This window comes from Achromobacter colocynthidis, assembly GCF_057334535.1.
In genome coordinates, this window is sequence record NZ_JBHFIZ010000039.1 from 109,695 (window position 1) to 128,915 (window position 19,221).

Genomic DNA, 19,221 nt, shown 5'->3' on the forward strand with positions numbered 1-19,221 from the left:
GATTCACCTCAAAACTGAATCGACAACCCCCCATCCACCACCAACACGTGCCCGTTCACATACGACGCCGCGGGTGATGCCAAAAACACCGCCGCTCCGGCGATTTCCTCGGGCTCACCCCAACGCCCCGTCGGGTTGCGTGCCGCGATGCGCGGACCGAAATTCGGGTCCGCCACCATGGCCGCGTTCGTCTCGGTGGCGAACGTGCCCGGCGCGATCGCGTTGCTGGTGATGTGGTGGCCGCCGAACTCCGCCGCCAATGCCCGCACCATGCCCGTCAGGCCCTGCTTGGCGGCGGGATAGACCGCATCGCCGGCGCGCGCCAACTCGCCCACCACCGACGTGATGGCGATCAACCGGCCGCCGCCCTGGCGCATCATGCGCTCGGCGGCGAACTTGGCCAGCAGCATGCCGGCCACCAGATCCGTATCGATCAACTCGCGAATTTCGGCGGGGCTGGTGTCGCGCAGCGTCTTGCGGTTGCGGGCGCCCACGTTGTTCACCAACACGTCCAGCCGGCCATGCTCGTCGTCAATGCGCTGGAACGCGCGTTCCATGTCGGCATCGTCGCTGACATCGAACGGCAAGGCGTGCGCGTCCAAACCCGCGTCGGTCAGCTCGGCCACGGCCGCGTCCACGGACCCGCTGTTGCGGCCGTTGATCAAGACGCGCGCGCCGCAACCGGCCAAGGCCCGCGCAATGCAAAAGCCCAGCCCGCGCGCGGACCCGGTCACCAGCGCGACCTGTCCGGTCAAGTCGAAGTTACGCAGATACGGAAGTGTGCTCATCAATGCTGCCCCGATTTTTTCATCGTCATTCCCTGAACTCCGGTGCCCAATGCAAAAGCCGCCGTTCCAGCCAGGTCACACAATAAACCAACACAATGCCCACGATGGACAGCAGCGTCACGGCCGCGAACATGTCGGTGGCGTTCAGCGTGGCCAGCGCGGTGATCATCAAATACCCCATGCCCGTGGTGGACCCGACGAACTCGGCCAGCACCACGCCGATCAGCGCGAAGCTGATGGCGTTGGGCAAGGCGGCGAACGTCCATGCCGCCGCGGTCGGAATACGCACGCGCCACAGAATCTGGCGCGGCGAGCCGCCTAGCGTGCGGCAGAAGTCGACCAATTCACGTTCCACGCTGCGCCCGCCCTTGTAGGTGTTGAAGAACACCAGGAAGAACACCACGAACCACGACGTCACCACCTTGGACGCCAGCCCCAGGCCGAAGAACATGGTGATGAGCGGCACGAAGGCGATGCGCGGCATGGAATTGAACGCCACGATGAAGGGGTTGAACACGTCGGCCAGAAAGCGGCTGCGGCTAAGCGTCATGCCGACGATGAAGCCGCTGCCCACGCCCACCACCAGCCCCACCATCGTGGCCTGCAGGGTCAGCCAAAGATGCGGCCAGACCGAGCGCGGGCCGGGTTGCAGCCATTCCCAAAGCCGCACTGCCACGCGCGACGGCTGGCTGATGAAGAAGGGGTCGAATAGCGTGTTCTGCGTGAACCAGGGAATGCGCGTCAGCGTTTCCCACGAACCCAGGATGACGGCAAGAATCAGCACTTGCCACAAGGTGATGCGGACGCGGCGCTTGACGGCGGCGCGGCGGTCCAGCCGTAGCTGGTCTTGCAGGGAATCGGAAGTGTCAGTCGAAATCATGGTGCGAATCGGGTCAGGCGGCGGCGCGGAACTGCTGGCCCAGCACGCTCCAGAGGCTTTGCACGTGAGAGACGAACTGCGGTGTTTCGCGCAAGGTGAAGACGTCGCGCGGATGCGGAATGCGGATGCGCTCGTCCAGCAGCACGCGGCTGGGCGGGCCGGACAGCACCACCACGCGGTCCGACAGCAGGATGGCTTCGTCCAGGTCGTGCGTGACCATCACGATGGTCTGGCCCAGCTTGCGCCAGATCTCCATCAGTTCGCGATGCAGGTGCGTCTTGGTGTGCGTGTCCAGCGCGCCGAAGGGTTCGTCCAGCAACAGGATGCGCGGTTCCACGGCCAGGCTCATCAAGAGTGCCACGCGCCGCCGCATGCCGCCCGATAGCTGATGCGGAAAGGCGTCGGCGAAGGCGCTCAGGTGGCCCAGTTCAAGCAGTTCAGCCACGCGGCGTTCGATCTTGTCGGCCGCCACGCCCTGGAACTTCAGCCCCAGCGCCACGTTCTTTTTGACGCTGAACCACGGCAACAGCGTGTCTTTCTGAAAGATGTAGCCCAAGGCGGGCGGCACCTGCCCGTCCACGACCCGGCCGTCTACTTGGATCGTGCCCGTGGTGGGGCGCAGAAAGCCCGCGATCATGTTCAAGAGCGTGCTCTTGCCGCAGCCCGAGGGGCCCACGATGGACACGAATTCGCCTGCCTCGATCGTCAGGCTGACCTCGCCCACCGCATGCGTCGTGCCCTGGCGGGATTGGTACGCCTTGCCGACCTTGTCCAGCGTAATCATCAAAGGCCCCGCGCCTTGCGCACGAAGCTCATGTTCACGCACTTGGCGTAAGGCACGGTCTTGATCTCGTCGTTCGAGAACTGGCGGCCGTCGCCCATGATGGCCGTCATGCGGTTGTAGGCGTCTTCGGTGATGAGGTTGTCTTTCAGGAACACCGTGTCTTTGTAGACGCCCAGCGTCTTCTCGATGGCGGCGCGCGGAAAGGCGCTGAGGTAGTCGTCGTAGATCGCGTCAGTGACGCCCGCGGCGCTGTTGGCGGTGATGAAGTCTTGCGCCTTGACCATGGCGGTGACGAAGGCCTGCACCACTTCCGGCCGCTTCTGGATGGTGTCTTCCAAGGTCAGCGCGGCAATGCCCGGCACGTCGCCGCCCATGAATTCGTTCCATGAACTTTCGGTGGTGGCGTCGAATATCGGCACGCCCCAGCCTTCCTGGCGGGCCTGTTCCATCATGGACATGGTGGCCATGCTGGCGGACACCGAACCGGTCTTCAGCGCGCCCAGCATCGTGGCCAGATCGCCCAGCGGACGGATGTCGACCTTGTCGGCCACGCCGGCCTTCTGCATCAGGTACAGCGCCATCAGCCAGGTGCTGGACTGCGGCTGCGTGGCGCCCACGCGCTTGCCGGCCAGGTCCTTCAGCGACTTGATCTTGCCGCTGTCGAAGTCTTCGCGGCGCACGATGATGTTGGCGTAGGTCAGCTTGCGGTCAAAGCCGAACACCAGCGTGGCGGCCTTGCCGGCGATAGTCAGCGCGGGGGCGGCGGTGGCTGCCGTGGCGCCGAACACGATCTGGCCCGCCGCCAGCAACTGGTTGGTGCGCGGGCCGCTTTGCGAATTCAGGTATTCGACGTCCAGGCCGCCTTCGCCAAAGTAGCCCTTTTTCAAGGCCACGTAGCCCGCCGCGAAGAAGGGGTCGATGCTGCCTTGCCCGTAGGCCACGCGGCCCAGCTTGGGCTGGGCGAAGGCGATGCGCCCATCAAGCAGGCTGACGCCGGCCAAGGCCCCGGCGGCGGTCAGCATGCGGCGGCGGGTGGTGAAGCGGGGGCTGTGGGTCATGTCGTCCTCGGATTGAGTTTGGGTGTTGCTGTTTTGGGGTAGACGATAACGCAGGGGTGTGGGGGCAACAATGGAAAACGCCCGGCGGGGCCGGGCGTTCTGGGGAAGGGTGATGGGTTACGCGCGTTCTTTGTTTGGGTTCTTCTTCCCGGTTTATCGCGCTTCACCCATCCTACGTGGCTTTTTTAGGGGCGGTTTTTTTTACGGCGGCTTTTTTGACTGCCGTTTTCTTTACCGCGGCTTTCTTGGCCGGGGCCTTTTTCGTGGCCGTTTTGGTTGCCGTTTTTGCCGCCGTTTTGGTCGCGGTCTTGGACGGGGCGCGGCCGGGCTTTTCAGGACGCGGCTCGAACTCGAAGCCGATCTTGCCGTCGGGCTGACGCACCAGGAAGGCCTTGAACTTGCGGTTGGTGCGGCTGGACACGAAGCCTTCAAGCAGGTCGGTGCGGCCGTTACCCAGCAGCTTGCCCATCTGTTCGGCCGAGATCTCTTGCTGCAGGATGACCTTGCCCGAACGGAAGTCGCAGGTCTTTTCGGGGCCGACGGACTTTTCGCACACGTAGCTCATGCCGTGCTCGAACACGCGCGACTGGCACTTGGGGCAGGCGCCCACCGGTGTGTGGCCGGAGAAGTCCACCGCTTCGGCATCGTCCTCGTCGTTCTGGCCGAAGTCGAATTCCAGCTTGTATTCATCGCTGATGCGCAGGATGGCGGCAAACGGCCGGCCCATCTTGCTGATGAAGCCTTGCAGCGGACCGATCTCGCGCTTGGCCAGCAGCTCTTCCACTTCCGGCAGCTCAAACGTGCGGCCGCCCGGGTGCTTGCCGATTGAAAAGTCGCAGGCGGTGCAGGCGAAGCGGCGGTAGTTTTCCTTGACCACCGCGCCGCACTTGGGGCACGGCGTTTGCAGCGTGGCGTAGTCGCCCGGCACCGTGTCGCGCTCGTATTCCTTGGCGCGCTTGACGATCACCTGCGTCATCTGCGCGATTTCGCGCATGAAGGCCTCACGGCCCAGGCCACCCTGCTCGATCTGCTTGAGCTTGTGTTCCCACTCGCCGGTGAGCTCGGGCGAGGTCAGTTCGGTGACGTCCAGGCCCGACAGCAGCGTCATCAACTGGCGCGCCTTGGCGGTCGGCACCAGGTCGCGGCCCTCGCGGCGCAGGTAAACCTCGTTGAGCAGGCCTTCGATGATGGCGGCGCGCGTGGCCGGCGTGCCCAGACCGCGCTCGGACATGGCTTCGCGCAGTTCTTCGTCGTCCACCAGCTTGCCCGCGCCTTCCATGGCGGACAGCAAGGTGCCTTCGTTGAAGCGGGCGGGCGGCTTGGTCGACAGGCCGACGGCTTCGACGTCTTCCGTGCGCACCGTTTCGCCGTCGGCAACCGGCACCAGGTTGGCGTCTTCGCCCTGGGCTTCCTTGCCGTACACGGCCAGCCAGCCCGGGGTGACCAGCACCTTGCCGTCAGTGCGGAAGCGGTGCCCCTGCACTTCGGTCAGGCGGGTGGTAACGCGGTATTCGGCGGCCGGGAAGAACACGGCCAGGAAGCGCTTGAGCACCAGGTCGTACAGCTTGGCCTCGGCTTCGCTCAGGTCATGCGGGATTTGCAGCGTGGGGATGATGGCAAAGTGATCCGACACCTTCTTGTTGTCGAAGATGCGGCGGTTGGGCTTCACCCACTGCTGGCTGACGACGGTGTCCGCGTGGCGCGACAGGCCGCCCACGGCATTCGAGCCGCCCTTGGCCAGCGCGCGCATCGTTTCCTGCACCGTGGTGATGTAGTCCTCGGGCAGGTAGCGCGAATCGGTACGCGGGTAGGTCAGCGCCTTGTGGCGTTCGTACAGGGTCTGGGCCAGCGACAGCGTGGTCTTGGCCGAAAAGCCGAACCGGCCGTTGGCCTCGCGCTGCAACGACGTCAGGTCGTACAGGGCCGGCGACATCTGGGTCGACGGCTTGGATTCCTCGGTGACGTTGCCCGGCTGGTCGCGGCAGGCGGCCACCACGCTTTGCGCGGCGGCGGCCGACCACAGGCGCGATTCGCGCTTTTCCGGGTCACGTTCGTCTTTCTTGAATTGCGGGTCGATCCAGCGGCCTTCGTACAGGCCGGCGGCGGCGATGAAGGTGGCGCGCACTTCCCAGTAGTCGCGGGGCACGAAGCGGCGGATGCGCTCTTCGCGCTCGGCCACGATGGCCAGCGTGGGCGTCTGCACGCGGCCGACCGGCGTCTTGAAGAAGCCGCCGTCCTTGCTGTTGAAGGCGGTCATGGCGCGCGTGCCGTTGATGCCGACCAGCCAGTCGGCTTCGGCACGCGAGCGGGCGGCCGCTTCCAGCGGCTTCAACTGGGAGTCGTCGCGCAGGTTGGCGAAGGCTTCGCGAATGGCGGCCTGCGTCATCGATTGCAGCCACAGGCGCTGAATCGGCTTTTTCACGCCCGCATACTGAATGATGTAGCGGAAGATCAGTTCGCCTTCGCGACCCGCGTCACAGGCGTTGATGATCGAATCCACGTCCTTGCGCTTGGCCAGGCGGACCAGCAGCTTCAGGCGTTCCGCGGATTTCTTGTCGGTGGGGCCCAGTTCGAATTCCGGCGGAATCACGGGCAGGTGCGTGAAGCTCCACTTTCCCTTGACCGGATCATTGGGCGCGACCAAGCTCAGCAGGTGGCCGATGCTGGACGCGAGTACGTAACGTTCGCTTTCAAAATAGTCGCCCTCGCGCGCAAAGCCTCCCAAGGCGCGTGATATATCAAGGGCCACCGAGGGCTTCTCGGCAATAATCAGCGTTTTATTCATGTGTATCCAGTGGCGGTAGTCCCGCCTTAGTAGCGCGGATAATAAGATCGGAGATTCGCCAGATGCAAGTCGGCACTGAAAGGCAAGCGGGATCCGAACTGCACGCTTGGCGTCAATTCTTGGCGCGAAGCACCTTGTGGCTAGGCGTTTTGCTGCTGGGCAGCGCTGCGATTTGCTGGGTCGCCGCCAACTGGCAGGACATGACAAAAGTGCAACGCTTTGCCGGCACGCAAGGCTTGCTGGCCATTTCTGCGCTGGCTGCTGCCTGGGCCGGACTGCGCCTACGCGGCAAGCCTGGCGTGCGGCGCAGCGTTCCCGGCGCGCTTCTGGCTTTGGCCGGCATCTTGCTGGGCGCCTTGCTCGCGTTATTGGGTCAAACTTACCAGACTGGCGCCGATACCTGGGAATTGTTCGCCTGGTGGGCGGTTCTGCTGCTGCCCTGGGCGCTGGCCTCGGCCAGCCAGGCCGTGTGGCTATTGTGGGCCCTGGTGCTGAATATGGCGGTTGCCCTGTGGCTGGGCGAGCGCGTCTTCACCTGGTTCGCCATCCTTGACGGCACGGGGCTGCCCAACCTGATCATGGCGGCGCTGAACCTGACCTTGCTGCTGGGCTGGGAGCTGGCGGCACGCCGCTGGCGCGCCAGCACGATGATCGGCCCGCGCGTGCTGGCGGCCATCGCCATCAGTGCCTTGGTGCTGTCGCTGATGTTCGGCGACTTCCTCGTGCGCGGTGTGGGGTCGCTGAACGGCATCGCCTGGCTGGCGGCAACCTTGGGGCTGGGCTTTTACTATCAGCGCGGCCGGCTGGACCTGGTCATTCTGGCCATGCTGGCCGCCGGCGTCATCTGCGTATCGCTGCGGGTGGTGGGCGAATGGCTGCTGCGGCTGGAGCCCGGCGTGTGGGCCGCCCTGCCCTTGGCCGCCTTGCTGATGGCCGAAGCGGTGCTGGCGGCGCGCTGGCTGCGCGGGTTGGCGGCTGGCCCCCAGGCCGCCGTGGCCGCCGCGGATGCGGAACCGGCCGCGGCCTCGGCGGGCAATGCCGTCGAGCCGGGCGATTCCGGCGCCGCCGTGGCGCAACTGGCGCCCGTTGCCACGCCGCATGCCGAACCCCCCTGGTATGTGCAATGCCTGCTGGGCCTGAGCGCCTGGCTGGCGACCTTGCTGCTGCTGGTGTTCGTGGCGTTCTCCGGGATTGTGACGTCGGACGAAGGCGCGCTGGTGGCCGGGCTGGTGTTGTGCGGTGCGGGCGTGGCGGTGCTGCGCAGCGACGCCGGGCCGTTCTGGCGGCAATGCGGCACGGCGATGGCGTTCACGGGCCAGATCCTCATCATCTACGGCCTGTCCAGCTCGACCTCGTTCACTAGCGCCTGCTTCTTTGTGCTGCTGCTGGCGGCGGTGATCTACGCGCTGGGGCCTGACGTCATCCTGCGTTTTCTGTCGGGCCTGATGATCGCGGCGGCAGGCGCCGCCTTGATCTGGCGTGGCTTGTCGCCGGAGTTGATGCGGGACGACCTGCTGGACGCCTGGCTTTATTTCGACGCGGGACGCGCCGGCTTTGTCTGGCTGCCGATCGCCGTGATCGGCGCCTGGGCCACCGCCGTCATCCTGACCTGGAGCCACCACGTGGGCGGCAAGCGCGGTCATGCGCTGGAGCCGCTGGCCTGGGCCTTCCTGCTGTCCGTGCAAGGCATGGTGTGGCTGGCGGGCGGCATTTCGGCCCTGCATCTGCCCGCCATGTGGCAACTGAACCCCCAGGGCGCCTTGCTGCTCGTGGCGGGCGCGCTGCTGCCGGCGGCGGCGGCGATGGCGGTGCTATGGCCGCGCCGCCATGTGTTGACGGCTGGCGTGACCTGGGGCGTGCCGATCGCCCTGCTGGTCCTGGCGCTGTTCTGGCTGCCCAGCCCGGGCGTGGGCTTTGCGCTGGCCTGGCTGTTGCTGGGTTTTGGGCTGAACCAATTGCGCCTGGTCATTTTCGGGGTCTTGAGCCTGCTGGCCTATCTGGGCGTCTATTACTACCAGTTGGACGTGCCCTTGCTGCAAAAAGCCTTGTGGCTGGGCGGCGGGGCGCTGCTGCTGTTCGTGCTGCGCGGCCTGGTGTGGCTGGTGCCCAGGCTGATGCGCACGCAAGCCCCCCAACGGCGCGTGCCGCTGCCGCCGGTGTCGGCGCTGTTGCGCTGGCGCACGCTGGCCATTCTGGGCGGCCTGGCGCTGGTGCTGGTGGTGGCCAACGGCGGCATCTGGCAGCGCGAGAAGCTGCTGGCCACGGGCAAGGTGGTGATTCTGGAGTTGGCCCCGGTCGACCCCCGGTCGTTGATGCAAGGCGACTACATGGCGCTGAACTTCGCGGCCGGCCGGGATATCACGCGCTTGCGGCTAAGCGCTGATCGCACGGCGGACGATGACGCCGTCCTGGGTTTCGAGCCCGACGGCTATGTGATGCTGCAAGCCGATGCCCGCGGGGTCGCCACGCCCTTGCGCATCCAGCCCAACGCGCAGCCACATGCGGCCGATGAGGTGCCGTTGCGCTATCGCCTGCGCGACCGGGGCGTGCGCATTGTGACCAATGCGTATTTCTTCCCGGAAGGCCAGGCGAAGCGCTACGAGGTCGCGCGTTATGGCGAACTGCGCGTGGCCGAGAACGGCGAAGCCTTGCTGGTGCGGATGCTGGGTGAGGACTTGCAGCCGCTGTAGCGAATCAGCGGCTAAGGCAGCGGAAAGCGCCGCGCCCACTGCGCGGTGGCCGTCCGCAGAAAGTCGGCACGGTCTGAGGCGGCGATGGGGGCGAACCCCAAGGCACGCCAGGCGTCTGCCAGCGCGGCTAACGCGTCTTGCGGCGTGTCGACATCGATGGCGGCGGCGCCATTCTGCTTGGACAGCTTCAGCCCGCTGGCGGCGTCCAGGATCAGCGGCACGTGCAGATAGCGCAGCGGCGGCAAGCCAAGCAGGCGGCCCAGCACGCGCTGGCGCGCCGTGGAACTGAGCAAGTCCGCGCCCCGCACCACGTCCGTCACGCCTCGCTCAGCGTCGTCTACCACCACCGCCAGCTGATACGCCCACAAGCCGTCCGCGCGCCGCAAGGCGAAGTCGCCGACAGCGGTTGCCACGTCCTGCTCCTGCGGACCCAGCCAGCGGTCTTCAAAGCGTTCGATGCCGTCGGGCACGCGCAAGCGCCAGGCGCGCGCTTGCCGGCCGGGCGGCAAGCCGTGGCGGCAGGTGCCTGGGTAGGGACGCTCTCCGTCGGCGCCTGGCGCGGTCTGGCCGCGCAGTGCGGAATCGGCGATTTCGCGCCGCGTGCAGCCGCAGCCGTAGATCAGGCCACGTGCGGCCAGGGCGTCAAAAGCGGATTGGTAAGCGGCGTTGCGTTGCGACTGCCACATGACGTCGCCGTCCCAATGCAGGCCCAGCGCGGTCAACTGCGCCATGATGGTGTCGGCGGCGCCCGCGACGGTGCGGGGCGTATCCACGTCTTCCATGCGCAGCAGCCAGCGCCCGCCGTGGGCGCGCGCGTCCAGCCAACTGGCCAGCGCGGCCACAAGCGAACCCGCGTGCAGCGGGCCGCTAGGGCTGGGGGCGAATCGGCCTACGTAGGTCACAGCAAAAGCAAGGGCCTGCGCGTCGGGTCAGTGCAACAGCCGCACGCCTTCTTCGTCCAGCAGCTCTTCCAGGACCAGGTTGTCGATCTCGGCTTCCTGGCTCCAGAGAACCATGAGGGCGATGATCTTGATCTTGGATAGCGGCACGGGCGTTTCGGGCGAAGCCAAGCCTCGGTCGATGACGATCTCACGCAGGGGCGCCGGCAGCACGCCGGCCGATTCCAGGAAGGCGATGAAGCCGATGGATTCGGTGCCGAGCTGGCTGTATTCGTTGTCGGTGTAGATCCGGGTTCCGGTGTTGGGCGCCTGAGCGAGGTCGACACATCGTTCGGTAGTCTCGGCAAGGCCATACAGCCAACCGAGAGCGTCGTCGATGTCTTCGTGCTCGAAACCGGCAGCGGCAAGCCGCTTAGCGAGCACATCGGCCGCAGGACAGGCTTGCGGCGTGTAGTAATTCTCGAACAGATAAACCAGGATATCGAACATATGGCGCAGTTTGTGCCTGTTTGCACAGTCGGCCCGCATATCGGCAGACCAGCAAACATGAATTTTACTTTACGCTGATTTATTTAGCCGGGCAACCGGCGAAAAGGCGGAATGTTGTATGGCGTCACCCTGTCGTTTGACGGCCCCCATTCTGCCCGTATTTGCTGACAAAATGCGCGATTGGCCGAAAGAAAAACAGGGGCGGACACCTAAGTCCGCCCCTGTTTAATCTTTTGGCAGATTGCTTCGTTGCCAGATTGCTTTTGGCGTGCCGCGCTAGGCCGCCTTGGCTGCATTCTCCAGCTTCAGTCCGGCAAGCTGGCGGATGAACACCGGGATGCAGATGGCCAGCCCGATCAAGCCGCTAGCCACGCCCGGCACGATCGTCAGCAACGCTCCCACCGTGCACACCCACCGTTCCCAGCTCTTCATGCCGACCAGCATGTAGCGCGAGAACGCGGCCGACAGCAGCACCAGGCCCACCATGCAACCGATCAGCGTCACGAAGAAGTCGTACCAGGTAAAGCCCTGCACCGATATCAGCAGCGATGGCGAAAACACGAACACGAACGGCACGATCAGCTTGGTGATGCCCAGCCTGAACGCCGTGTTGCCGGTCTTGAACGGGTCGCTGCCCGCCATGCCGGCCGCCGCATAGGCGGCGAGTGCCACCGGTGGCGTGATGTCTGCCAGGATGCCGAAATAGAACACGAAGAAGTGCGCCGCGATCGGCTGCACGCCCAACTGCACCAGCGTGGGGGCGGCCACCGCCACCATGATCAGGTAGTTGGCCGTGGTGGGAATGCCGCAGCCCATCAGGATGCAGACGATGCCCGTCATGATCAGCGCGGCCACCAGCGTCAGCGACTGCGTGTTGGCGATGGCTTCCGGGATCACCACCGATGCCACGCCGGCGATGGACTGCGCCGCCGAGATCACGATGTACGACACCTTGAAGCCCACGCCGGTCAGCGTGACCACGCCGATGACGATGCCCACGGTGCCGGCGGCGGCGCCCCCGGCCCGCGCGTACTTGGCGCCGGTCTCGAAGGCTTCGTACAGGTCGCGCAGGCGCAAGCGCTGATACGGATTCAGCAAGCCCACCAGGATGCAGCCCGTAATGCCCGCGAACGCCGCCAGATAAGGCGTGCGGCCGCTGGCCAGCACGCCGATCAGCAGGACCAGCGGGATCAACGTGGGCCAGCGCATCTTGATCGACTGCTTCAGCTTCGGCATTTCTTCGGGCGTCAGGCCGCGCAGCCCTTCACGCTTGGCCTCGAAGTGCACCTGCATGAACAGGCCGAAGAAGTACAGGAAGGCCGGGAAAACGCCGGCAATCGCAATCTGCTGGTACGGGATGCCCAGGAACTCGATCATCAGGAACGCGGCCGCGCCCATGATGGGGGGCGTGATCTGTCCGCCCGTGCTGCTGGCGGCTTCGACGCCCGCCGCGAAATGCCGGGGGTAGCCGACGCGGATCATGGCGGGAATGGTCAGCGACCCGACCGTGACCGCATTGGCCACTGACGAACCCGACAGCATGCCGAACATGGCCGAGCCGAACACCGACACCTTGGCGGGTCCGCCCGCGTAGCGCCCGGCAACGGTCGAGGCCACGTCCAGGAACAACTGGCCCAAGCCGATACGGGTGGCCAGCACGCCGAACAGCACGAAGTGGAACACGTAGGTGGCCACCACGCCGACCGCCACGCCATACACGCCCTGGCTGGTCAGGTACATGTGGTTGACGATCTGGGACCAGGTGTTGCCGGCGTGCTGCAGCAGCCCCGGGAAGTAAGGCCCGAACATGGCGTAGGCCATGAACACGATGGCGATGATCGGCAACGGCCAGCCCATGGCGCGGCGCGTGGCTTCCAACAGGCCGATCAGGAGGATCGACCCCATGAACACGTCGATGGGCAGCGGATTGCCCACGCGGAACGCCAGGTCTTCGAAGATGTACGGGATGTACATCACCGACAGCGCCAGCGCCACGGCGATGATCCAGTCATACAGCGGGATGCCGCCAGGCGCCCACCACGTGGACTTCGGCTCGCGCTGGTAGTGCGACTTGGAAAAGCCGAACACCAGGAAAATCAGGCTCAGCACAAAGGCCAGGTGCACGCCGCGATGGGTGGCTTCGCGCAAGAGGCCAAAGCCGGCGGTGTAGTAGTGAAAGATCGAGAGCGTCACCAGCAGGCCGGAAACGATCCAGGTGGCGGTCTTGTCCAGTGGCCGGAAGCGGATTTCGGAATCGTACTTTTCCGCTAGTTGCTGGGTCTTTTCGTGGTCTATTTCCATCGACGTATTTCTCAGGTGAATCCGCAAACAGGGCCGCACTAGGCGGCCCTGCGCAATGCCGGGGCGACACCGGGGTGACCCGGCGCGCTGGCGTATCGCCGTCGGGAGGACGGCTTGGGCTTACTTCAGCAGGCCGATTTCCTTGTAGAACTTCTCGGCGCCCGGGTGGAACGGGATGCCCGCGCCCTTGATCGCGTTTTCGCGCGTGATGAGCTTGCCCTTGGCGTGGCCGTTGTCCAGCGTCTTGCGCGTGGCGTCGCTGTACAGCGCCTTGGTGACGTCGTACACGACCTGTTCGGACTGCTTGGCCGACGTGACCATTTGCGCGTTGACCGAGATGGTCTTCACTTCGCCCACGTTCTGATAGGTGTTGGCGGCGATGGTGTCGGGCGTGAAGAACTCCTGCTTGGCGCGCAGCGCATCGATTTCCGGGCCGACCCGCGGCACGATTTCGATGCCGCCGCCGCTGGAGGCCAGTTCGGCGATGGCGCCGGCAGGCGCCCCGCCCACGAAGAAGAACGCATCCAGGCCGCCGTCCTTGAGCTTGTCGCCCGCTTGGTTGGGCTTGAGGTATTCGGCCTTGATGTCCTTGTCGGTCATGCCGTAGGCGCCCAGGATCAGGCGCACGTCAACCAGCGTGCCCGAGCCCGGTTCGTCCATCGACACGCGCTTGCCCTTCAGGTCGGCCACGCTCTTGATGCCCGCGCCCTTGCGCGTCACCAGGTGGATGCTTTCCGGGTACAGGGTTGCAATCAGGCGCAGGTCTTGCGCCTTGGGCTTGCCTTCGAAGGTGCCGGTGCCGCTGTAGGCCCAGAACGCCACGTCCGACTGCGTGAAGCCGGCTTCGAACGAGCCGCCCAGGATGCCGTTGATGTTGGCCACCGAACCATTCGAGGCCACGGCCGTGGCGACGAGCTTGCCCGGCTGCGACACGGCGTTGGCGATGATGCCGCCGATGGGGTAGTACGTGCCGGCCGTGCCGCCCGTGCCGATGCGGAAGAATTGCTGGGCCTGTGCGGAGCCCACGGTGCCGACCGCGGCAACCGCGACGGTCAGGGCGGTGATCCAGTGTTTGAGTTTCATGCGTGCTTCTCCGGGTGTTGTTGGGTAGGGTTCGTGTGACGAAAATCGTCTTGTCATTCCTGCATCGGGCGGTTCAAGAAAAGCGCCGCCACGGCGCAAAAATGGGCCTCCCCTTGGGGGCCGTTTTCATGTTGAAATTCTGGCATGCGGGGCATGCGTAGCCAATGGTTACGGAGCTATCGTTTACCTGGGGGTCAATGAACCCTTTGGTTATGGATGGTCGTGCTTTGGTTATGGCGTCCTGCCCCACGGTTACATCCCACGCGCTGTAGATAACGGAGTTACCCCGATGTCCCAGGAAGTCATACGCGGCATAGCGCTGCCCCCGGCCGCGCAACCCGGCGATCCCTTGGCCCGCGTCGACACCCCTAGCCTGGTGCTGGATCTGGTGCCGTTCGAAGCCAACCTGCGCTCCATGCAGGCCTGGGCCGACCGCCACGACGTCGCGTTGCGCCCGCACGCCAAGGCGCACAAATGCCCCGAGATTGCCCTGCGCCAACTGGCCCTGGGCGCGCGCGGCATCTGCTGCCAGAAAGTCAGCGAAGCCTTGCCCTTCGTGGCCGCCGGCATCCATGACATTCACATCAGCAACGAAGTTGTGGGGCCGTCCAAGCTGGCCTTGCTGGGCCAACTGGCGCGCATCGCCAAGATGAGCGTTTGCGTGGACAACGCCAAGAATCTGGCGGACATTTCCCAAGCCATGGTGCATGCCGGGGCCGAGATCGACGTGCTGGTGGAAGTTGACGTCGGGCAAGGCCGCTGCGGCGTGTCTGACGACGCCTTGGTGCTGGCGCTGGCGCAGCAGGCGCGCGACCTGCCCGGTGTGAACTTCGTGGGCTTGCAGGCCTACCACGGCTCGGTGCAGCACGCTCGCACGCGCGACGAACGCGCCCAGGTCTGCCGCCAGGCGGCGCGCATTGCGGCGTCCTACGCGCAACTGCTGCGTGAAAGCGGCATCGCCTGCGACGTCATCACCGGCGGCGGCACGGGCAGCGCGGAATTCGACGCGGCAAGCGGCGTCTACACGGAACTGCAAGCGGGGTCCTATGCCTTCATGGACGGCGACTACGGCGCCAATGAATGGGACGGCCCGCTCCGCTTTCAGAACAGCCTGTTCGTGCTGTCCACCGTGATGAGCGTGCCCGCGCCCGAGCGTGTGATCCTGGATGCAGGCCTGAAATCCACCACCGCCGAATGCGGTCCGCCCGCGGTCTTCGGCGTGGACGGCCTGACCTATGCCGCCATCAACGACGAGCACGGCGTGGTGAGCGTGGCGCCCGGCGCGCAGGCGCCCGCGCTGGGTGATGTGCTGAAGCTGGTGCCCTCGCATGTGGACCCGACCTTCAACCTGCATGACGGCTTGGTGGTGGTGCGCGACGGCGTGGTGCAAGACATCTGGGAGATCGCGGCGCGCGGCTTTTCACGCTGATCGCCACCGCACGAAGGTCGACGTATATCGTTCGGCGTTCAACCTTCAACGCCGCACGGCAATTCAAAGGTTCGTCATCCCCAGGAACTGGCGCAATTCCGGGGTGGCGGGCGCCGTGAACAATTCCTCCGGCGGGCCAATCTCATGCACGCGGCCCTGATGCATGAAGACGACGCGGTTGCACACTTCGCGCGCAAAGCGCATTTCGTGCGTGACCATCAGCAGCGTCATGCCATCGGCGGCCAGTTCGCGCACCACCGCCAGCACTTCGTTGACCAGTTCCGGGTCCAGCGCCGACGTGATCTCGTCGCACAACAGGGCCAAGGGCTGCATCGCCAGCGCGCGGGCAATCGCCACGCGCTGCTGCTGCCCGCCCGATAGTTCCTCGGGCCACGCATCGAACTTGTGCGCCAGCCCCACGCGCGTCAGCATGGCGCGCGCCATGTCGGCCGCTTCCGCTTCCGGCATGCGCTTGGCCACCATGGGCGACAGCATCACGTTGCGCCCCACCGTCAGGTGCGGGAAAAGGTTGAACTGCTGAAAGATCATGCCCACCTTGAGCCGCAGCGCGCGCAGCCGCAGTTCGTCGTCGCCCAGTTGCGCGTCGGCCACCATGATGGCGCCGCCGTCTATCTGTTCCAGCCCGTTCACGCAGCGCAACAGCGTGCTCTTGCCCGAGCCGCTCTTGCCGATGATGGCGATGACCTCACCGGGTTCGACGCGCAGCGTCACCCCCTTCAGGACTTCGTTGTCGCCGAATTTCTTGCGGACGTCTTCAAGGGCGATGAGGGGCATGCAACTTCCTTTCCAGCCGGAGGCTAAGGCGCGACAGGGGCCAGCACAGCGCGAAGTAGATCAGCGCGGCGCAGGCATAGACGGTGAAGGGACTGAACGTGGCGTTGGTGATCACCGTGCTGGCCTTGGACAGCTCGGTGAACCCGATGATGGAGGTCAGCGCGGTGCTCTTGACGATCTGCACCGCGAAGCCGACGGTGGGCGCAATGGCAATGCGCAGCGCCTGCGGCAGCACCACGTAGCGCATCTGCTGCACGTAGCCCAGCGCCAGGCTGGCGGACGCTTCCCACTGGCCTTTCGGAATCGCTTCCACGCAGCCGCGCCAGATCTCGGCCAGGAACGCGCCCGACCACAGCGTCAGCGCCGCGCCCGCGGCCAGCCACGGCGGCACTTCCAGGCCCAGCAACGACAGCCCGAAGAACGCCAGGAACAGTTGCATCAGCAGCGGCGTGCCCTGGAACAGTTCGATATACGCCCAACTGGCTCGCCGCATCAGCGCCACGCGCGACGTGCGCATCATCAGCGCCAGCACGCCCATCAGCGCGCCACCCGCGAACGCCACCAGCGACAGCAGCACCGTCCAGCGCGCGGCCAGCAGCAGGTTGCGGACGATGTCCCACATTGAAAATTCAATCATCGCGCCGCCTTGCGAAACAGGCGCCGGCCCGTCATGCGCAGCAATTGGCGCAAGACGATGGCCAGGGCCAGATAGATGCCGGTGGTGACCAGGTACACCTCGAACGCGCGGAAGTTGCGCGACTGGATGAAGTTGGCGGCAAAGGTGAGGTCTTCAGCGGCAATCTGCGAGCACACCGCCGAGCCCAGCATCACGATCACGATCTGCGACGACAGCGCGGGCCAGATGCGTTGCAACGCGGGTTTCAGCACCACGTGCCGAAACACCTGAAAGCGCGTCATCGCCAGGCTGGCGCCGGCCTCGTATTGCCCTTTGGGCGTGGCATCGATACCGGCGCGGATGATCTCGGTGCTGTAGGCGCCCAGGTTCAAGGCCATCGCCAGGCAGGCGGCCTGCATTTCGCCCAGTTGTATGCCCAGCGACGGCAAGCCGAAGAAGACGAAGAACAACTGAATCAGGAACGGCGTGTTGCGTATGACCTCGACATAGGCCGTCACGGGGGCGCGCAGCGCGCGCGGCCCCTGCGTGCGGACCCACGCGCAGGCGATGCCCAGCGCCACGCCCGCCACCGCGCCGAAGGCAATCAGTTCGATCGTGACGCCGATGCCCTTGATGAGCACCGGCGTGTAGTCGAACACCGACGCAAAGTCGTATTGATAAGCCATGATGGCCGCCTTCCGGACTTACAGATCCTTGGGCAGCTCGGCCCCCAGCCACTTCTGCGAGATCGCCGACAGCGAGCCGTCGCGCTTGGCGGCGGCCAGGATGTCGTTGACCTTGGCGCGCAGCTTGGGCTCGTCCTTGTTCATGCCGATGTAGCAGGGCGAGTTCTTGATCAGGAATTTCGTTTCGGGCTTCTTGGCCGGGTTGCGCGCCAGGATGGCGGCGGCGACCACGTTGCCGGTGGCGATCATCGGCACCTGGCCAGACAGGAAGGCGGTGATGGTGCCGTTGTTGTCTTCATAGCGCTTGAGGGTGGCGGTTGCCGGCGCAATCTTCGACAGCTCGATGTCTTCCACCGCGCCGCGCGTCACACCGATGGTCTTGCCGGCCAGGTCGGCGGCCGACGAGACCTTCAGGTCCGCCGGACCAAACACGCCATTGAAGAATGGCGCGTAGGCATCCGAAAAGTCGATGGCCTTCTCGCGTTCCGCGTTCTTGCCCAGGCTGGAAATCACCAGGTCCACCTTGCGGGTCTGCAAGTACGGCACCCGGTTGGCGCTGGTGACCGGCACCAGCTCCAGCTTCACGCCCAGTTGCTTGGCGATCAGTGCTGCCGTATCGATGTCATAGCCCAGCGGCTTCATGTCGGCGCCCACCGAACCGAAGGGCGGAAAATCCTGCGGCACGGCGATCTTGATGGTGCCGGCTTTGACGATATCGTCCAGCGTGTCGGCATGCGTCAGCGGCGCGGCCAGCAGGCTGGCGGCGGTGCAAAGGGACAACAACAGGGTTCTGCGGTTCATGAGGGGACTCTCCAGGGCGCGCATCGCCCAGGGCGGGCCAATGCGTTGCACACCAATTCGGTATACAAAGCTGGAAAAGCAAGTTCCGTGCCATTTTGCGTGCGCCGGGAGCCGACCCTGTAGGGCCCACGCCCTGCCCCGATTTGGTGCGCGCCGTGCGCTGAATTCGGGCACGGACGGCACCGGTTTGGGGGCGGTGGGGGACGGAAGCGCCAAGCGGGCTTCAAACGTCCAGATGGGGCCGCATCAGGGCTTCAAACCACTCTTGAAAGACGGTCAGTCGGCGCGTGCGTTGGCGGCGGTGTGGGTAGATCAAGGACACCGGCATCGCCTCCGCCCGGAACCCGGGCATGACTTCCATGAGCCCGCCAGCGTCCAGCAGGTGCTGGACATCGAAACGCGGAATCTGAATCAGCCCCAGTCCCGCGAGACAGCAGGCGATGTAGTTCTCGGCGTTGTCCACGACCACGCGGCTGGGTAGGGCCGCGGGCGCTGTGCCCGCGTCACCGGGTCCCACTTCCCAAGGCAGTTCCCGGCCCGTCTTCGGCGACGCATACCCCACGCTCCAGTGTCCGTCGGACAAGTCCGCGGGCTGACGGGGTTCGCCATGGTCGCGCAGGTAAGCGGGGCTGGCGCAGTTGATCAGCGCAATACGCCCCAGCGGCCGCACCACCAGGCTGCTGTCGGCCAACGCGCCGATCCGCACCGCGCAGTCCACGCCTTCGTGCACCAAGTCGATGGCGCGGTCCGTGGACCGTAGCGCCAGTTCAAGCCGGGGATGCCGGTGCAACAGACTGGGCAGCGCCGGGGCGATCAGCCGGCGGGCAATGCGGCTGGGCACGTCAACACTCAACCTGCCCGACACCTGCCGCTGGCTGGCGTGGAACAACTGGTCTATGTCTTCCACTTCGGCCAACAGCGGACGCACGCGCGCCAGCAATTGTTCGCCGTCGGCCGTCAGGCGCACCTGCCGGGTGGTCCGGTGCAGCAGGCGCACGCCCAGCTGCGATTCCAATTGCTGGATCGCCGCGGACACCGACGCCCGCGGCGCGTCCAGGGCGTTGGCGGCCTTGATGAAGCTGCCCATCTCGGCGACTTGGGCGAATACGCGGTACTGGTCGAATCTGTCCATGCGTG

Annotated in this window: 16 protein-coding genes; 2 read left to right on the top strand and 14 right to left on the bottom strand. The window is 65.4% G+C overall.

Features of this window, described 5'->3' with window-relative positions:
- Positions 1 to 8 precede the first annotated feature (8 nt).
- The 5 genes from ACE04A_RS27015 to ACE04A_RS27035 all read right to left on the bottom strand — a co-directional run bounded on the left by ACE04A_RS27015 (position 9) and on the right by ACE04A_RS27035 (position 6,295).
- A complete protein-coding gene (locus ACE04A_RS27015) occupies positions 9 to 788 on the bottom strand; it encodes an SDR family oxidoreductase (RefSeq protein WP_259251358.1) in 780 nt (259 codons plus the stop codon).
- Between the two features lie 25 nt (positions 789 to 813).
- Complete coding sequence (locus ACE04A_RS27020; RefSeq protein ID WP_167400949.1) at positions 814 to 1,668, bottom strand: ABC transporter permease; 855 nt, start codon at positions 1,666 to 1,668, stop codon at positions 814 to 816.
- A gap of 13 nt (positions 1,669 to 1,681) precedes the next feature.
- Positions 1,682 to 2,452 (bottom strand): ABC transporter ATP-binding protein, encoded by a 771-nt coding sequence (locus ACE04A_RS27025; protein ID WP_259251360.1) that lies wholly within the window; start codon positions 2,450 to 2,452, stop codon positions 1,682 to 1,684.
- Positions 2,452 to 3,510, bottom strand: coding sequence for an ABC transporter substrate-binding protein (locus ACE04A_RS27030; RefSeq protein WP_100853635.1), 1,059 nt, complete (start codon positions 3,508 to 3,510; stop codon positions 2,452 to 2,454). Before ACE04A_RS27030 ends, ACE04A_RS27025 begins: the two co-directional genes overlap by 1 nt.
- Before the next feature lie 172 nt (positions 3,511 to 3,682).
- Positions 3,683 to 6,295: a DNA topoisomerase III gene (locus tag ACE04A_RS27035; protein ID WP_485820704.1), complete on the bottom strand. Its 2,613-nt coding sequence runs from the start codon at positions 6,293 to 6,295 to the stop codon at positions 3,683 to 3,685.
- A 62-nt stretch (positions 6,296 to 6,357) separates the two neighbouring features.
- On the opposite strand from ACE04A_RS27035, the gene ACE04A_RS27040 reads away from it, so the two are divergent.
- Positions 6,358 to 8,985, top strand: coding sequence for a GDYXXLXY domain-containing protein (locus ACE04A_RS27040; RefSeq protein ID WP_448715706.1), 2,628 nt, complete (start codon positions 6,358 to 6,360; stop codon positions 8,983 to 8,985).
- A gap of 11 nt (positions 8,986 to 8,996) precedes the next feature.
- Here ACE04A_RS27040 and gluQRS read toward each other — a convergent pair whose 3' ends face one another.
- From gluQRS to ACE04A_RS27060, 4 genes are all read right to left on the bottom strand, one after another.
- Entirely contained in the window at positions 8,997 to 9,887 is an 891-nt protein-coding gene (gluQRS, locus tag ACE04A_RS27045; RefSeq protein ID WP_448715707.1) for a tRNA glutamyl-Q(34) synthetase GluQRS, read from the bottom strand.
- 27 nt (positions 9,888 to 9,914) lie between these two features.
- A complete protein-coding gene (locus ACE04A_RS27050) occupies positions 9,915 to 10,373 on the bottom strand; it encodes a Smg family protein (protein WP_050447430.1) in 459 nt (152 codons plus the stop codon).
- Positions 10,374 to 10,649: 276 nt separating this feature from the next.
- Entirely contained in the window at positions 10,650 to 12,674 is a 2,025-nt protein-coding gene (locus ACE04A_RS27055) for a TRAP transporter permease (RefSeq protein WP_485820705.1), read from the bottom strand.
- Positions 12,675 to 12,794: 120 nt separating this feature from the next.
- Positions 12,795 to 13,757: a TAXI family TRAP transporter solute-binding subunit gene (locus ACE04A_RS27060; protein ID WP_485820706.1), complete on the bottom strand. Its 963-nt coding sequence runs from the start codon at positions 13,755 to 13,757 to the stop codon at positions 12,795 to 12,797.
- Positions 13,758 to 14,046: 289 nt separating this feature from the next.
- Between ACE04A_RS27060 and ACE04A_RS27065 the strand changes: the two genes are divergently transcribed.
- Positions 14,047 to 15,186 carry a DSD1 family PLP-dependent enzyme gene (locus ACE04A_RS27065; RefSeq protein ID WP_279993546.1) on the top strand — a complete coding sequence of 380 codons (1,140 nt, stop codon included), beginning with the start codon at positions 14,047 to 14,049 and terminating at the stop codon, positions 15,184 to 15,186.
- 63 nt (positions 15,187 to 15,249) lie between these two features.
- Here the strand turns inward: ACE04A_RS27065 and ACE04A_RS27070 are convergent, their stop codons facing one another.
- From ACE04A_RS27070 to ACE04A_RS27090, 5 genes are all read right to left on the bottom strand, one after another.
- Complete coding sequence (locus ACE04A_RS27070; RefSeq protein ID WP_050447434.1) at positions 15,250 to 15,981, bottom strand: amino acid ABC transporter ATP-binding protein; 732 nt, start codon at positions 15,979 to 15,981, stop codon at positions 15,250 to 15,252.
- Positions 15,962 to 16,618, bottom strand: coding sequence for an amino acid ABC transporter permease (locus ACE04A_RS27075; RefSeq protein WP_259251370.1), 657 nt, complete (start codon positions 16,616 to 16,618; stop codon positions 15,962 to 15,964). The genes ACE04A_RS27070 and ACE04A_RS27075 overlap by 20 nt, the downstream gene beginning before the upstream one ends.
- On the bottom strand, positions 16,615 to 17,283 hold the full coding sequence (locus ACE04A_RS27080) for an amino acid ABC transporter permease (RefSeq protein ID WP_100853627.1): 669 nt from the start codon (positions 17,281 to 17,283) through the stop codon (positions 16,615 to 16,617). The genes ACE04A_RS27075 and ACE04A_RS27080 overlap by 4 nt, the downstream gene beginning before the upstream one ends.
- 18 nt (positions 17,284 to 17,301) lie before the next feature.
- Positions 17,302 to 18,084 (bottom strand): transporter substrate-binding domain-containing protein, encoded by a 783-nt coding sequence (locus tag ACE04A_RS27085; RefSeq protein WP_100853626.1) that lies wholly within the window; start codon positions 18,082 to 18,084, stop codon positions 17,302 to 17,304.
- Between the two features lie 223 nt (positions 18,085 to 18,307).
- A complete protein-coding gene (locus tag ACE04A_RS27090) occupies positions 18,308 to 19,216 on the bottom strand; it encodes a LysR family transcriptional regulator (protein ID WP_448715708.1) in 909 nt (302 codons plus the stop codon).
- Positions 19,217 to 19,221: the final 5 nt, after the last annotated feature.

Coding starts and splice junctions, on each gene's coding strand:
- ACE04A_RS27015 (WP_259251358.1), bottom strand. CDS start 788: ATGAGCACACTTCCGTATCTGCGTAACTTCGACTTGACCGGACAGGTC.
- ACE04A_RS27020 (WP_167400949.1), bottom strand. CDS start 1,668: ATGATTTCGACTGACACTTCCGATTCCCTGCAAGACCAGCTACGGCTG.
- ACE04A_RS27025 (WP_259251360.1), bottom strand. CDS start 2,452: ATGATTACGCTGGACAAGGTCGGCAAGGCGTACCAATCCCGCCAGGGC.
- ACE04A_RS27030 (WP_100853635.1), bottom strand. CDS start 3,510: ATGACCCACAGCCCCCGCTTCACCACCCGCCGCCGCATGCTGACCGCC.
- ACE04A_RS27035 (WP_485820704.1), bottom strand. CDS start 6,295: ATGAATAAAACGCTGATTATTGCCGAGAAGCCCTCGGTGGCCCTTGAT.
- ACE04A_RS27040 (WP_448715706.1), top strand. CDS start 6,358: ATGCAAGTCGGCACTGAAAGGCAAGCGGGATCCGAACTGCACGCTTGG.
- ACE04A_RS27050 (WP_050447430.1), bottom strand. CDS start 10,373: ATGTTCGATATCCTGGTTTATCTGTTCGAGAATTACTACACGCCGCAA.
- ACE04A_RS27055 (WP_485820705.1), bottom strand. CDS start 12,674: ATGGAAATAGACCACGAAAAGACCCAGCAACTAGCGGAAAAGTACGAT.
- ACE04A_RS27060 (WP_485820706.1), bottom strand. CDS start 13,757: ATGAAACTCAAACACTGGATCACCGCCCTGACCGTCGCGGTTGCCGCG.
- ACE04A_RS27065 (WP_279993546.1), top strand. CDS start 14,047: ATGTCCCAGGAAGTCATACGCGGCATAGCGCTGCCCCCGGCCGCGCAA.
- ACE04A_RS27070 (WP_050447434.1), bottom strand. CDS start 15,981: ATGCCCCTCATCGCCCTTGAAGACGTCCGCAAGAAATTCGGCGACAAC.
- ACE04A_RS27075 (WP_259251370.1), bottom strand. CDS start 16,618: ATGATTGAATTTTCAATGTGGGACATCGTCCGCAACCTGCTGCTGGCC.
- ACE04A_RS27080 (WP_100853627.1), bottom strand. CDS start 17,283: ATGGCTTATCAATACGACTTTGCGTCGGTGTTCGACTACACGCCGGTG.
- ACE04A_RS27085 (WP_100853626.1), bottom strand. CDS start 18,084: ATGAACCGCAGAACCCTGTTGTTGTCCCTTTGCACCGCCGCCAGCCTG.
- ACE04A_RS27090 (WP_448715708.1), bottom strand. CDS start 19,216: ATGGACAGATTCGACCAGTACCGCGTATTCGCCCAAGTCGCCGAGATG.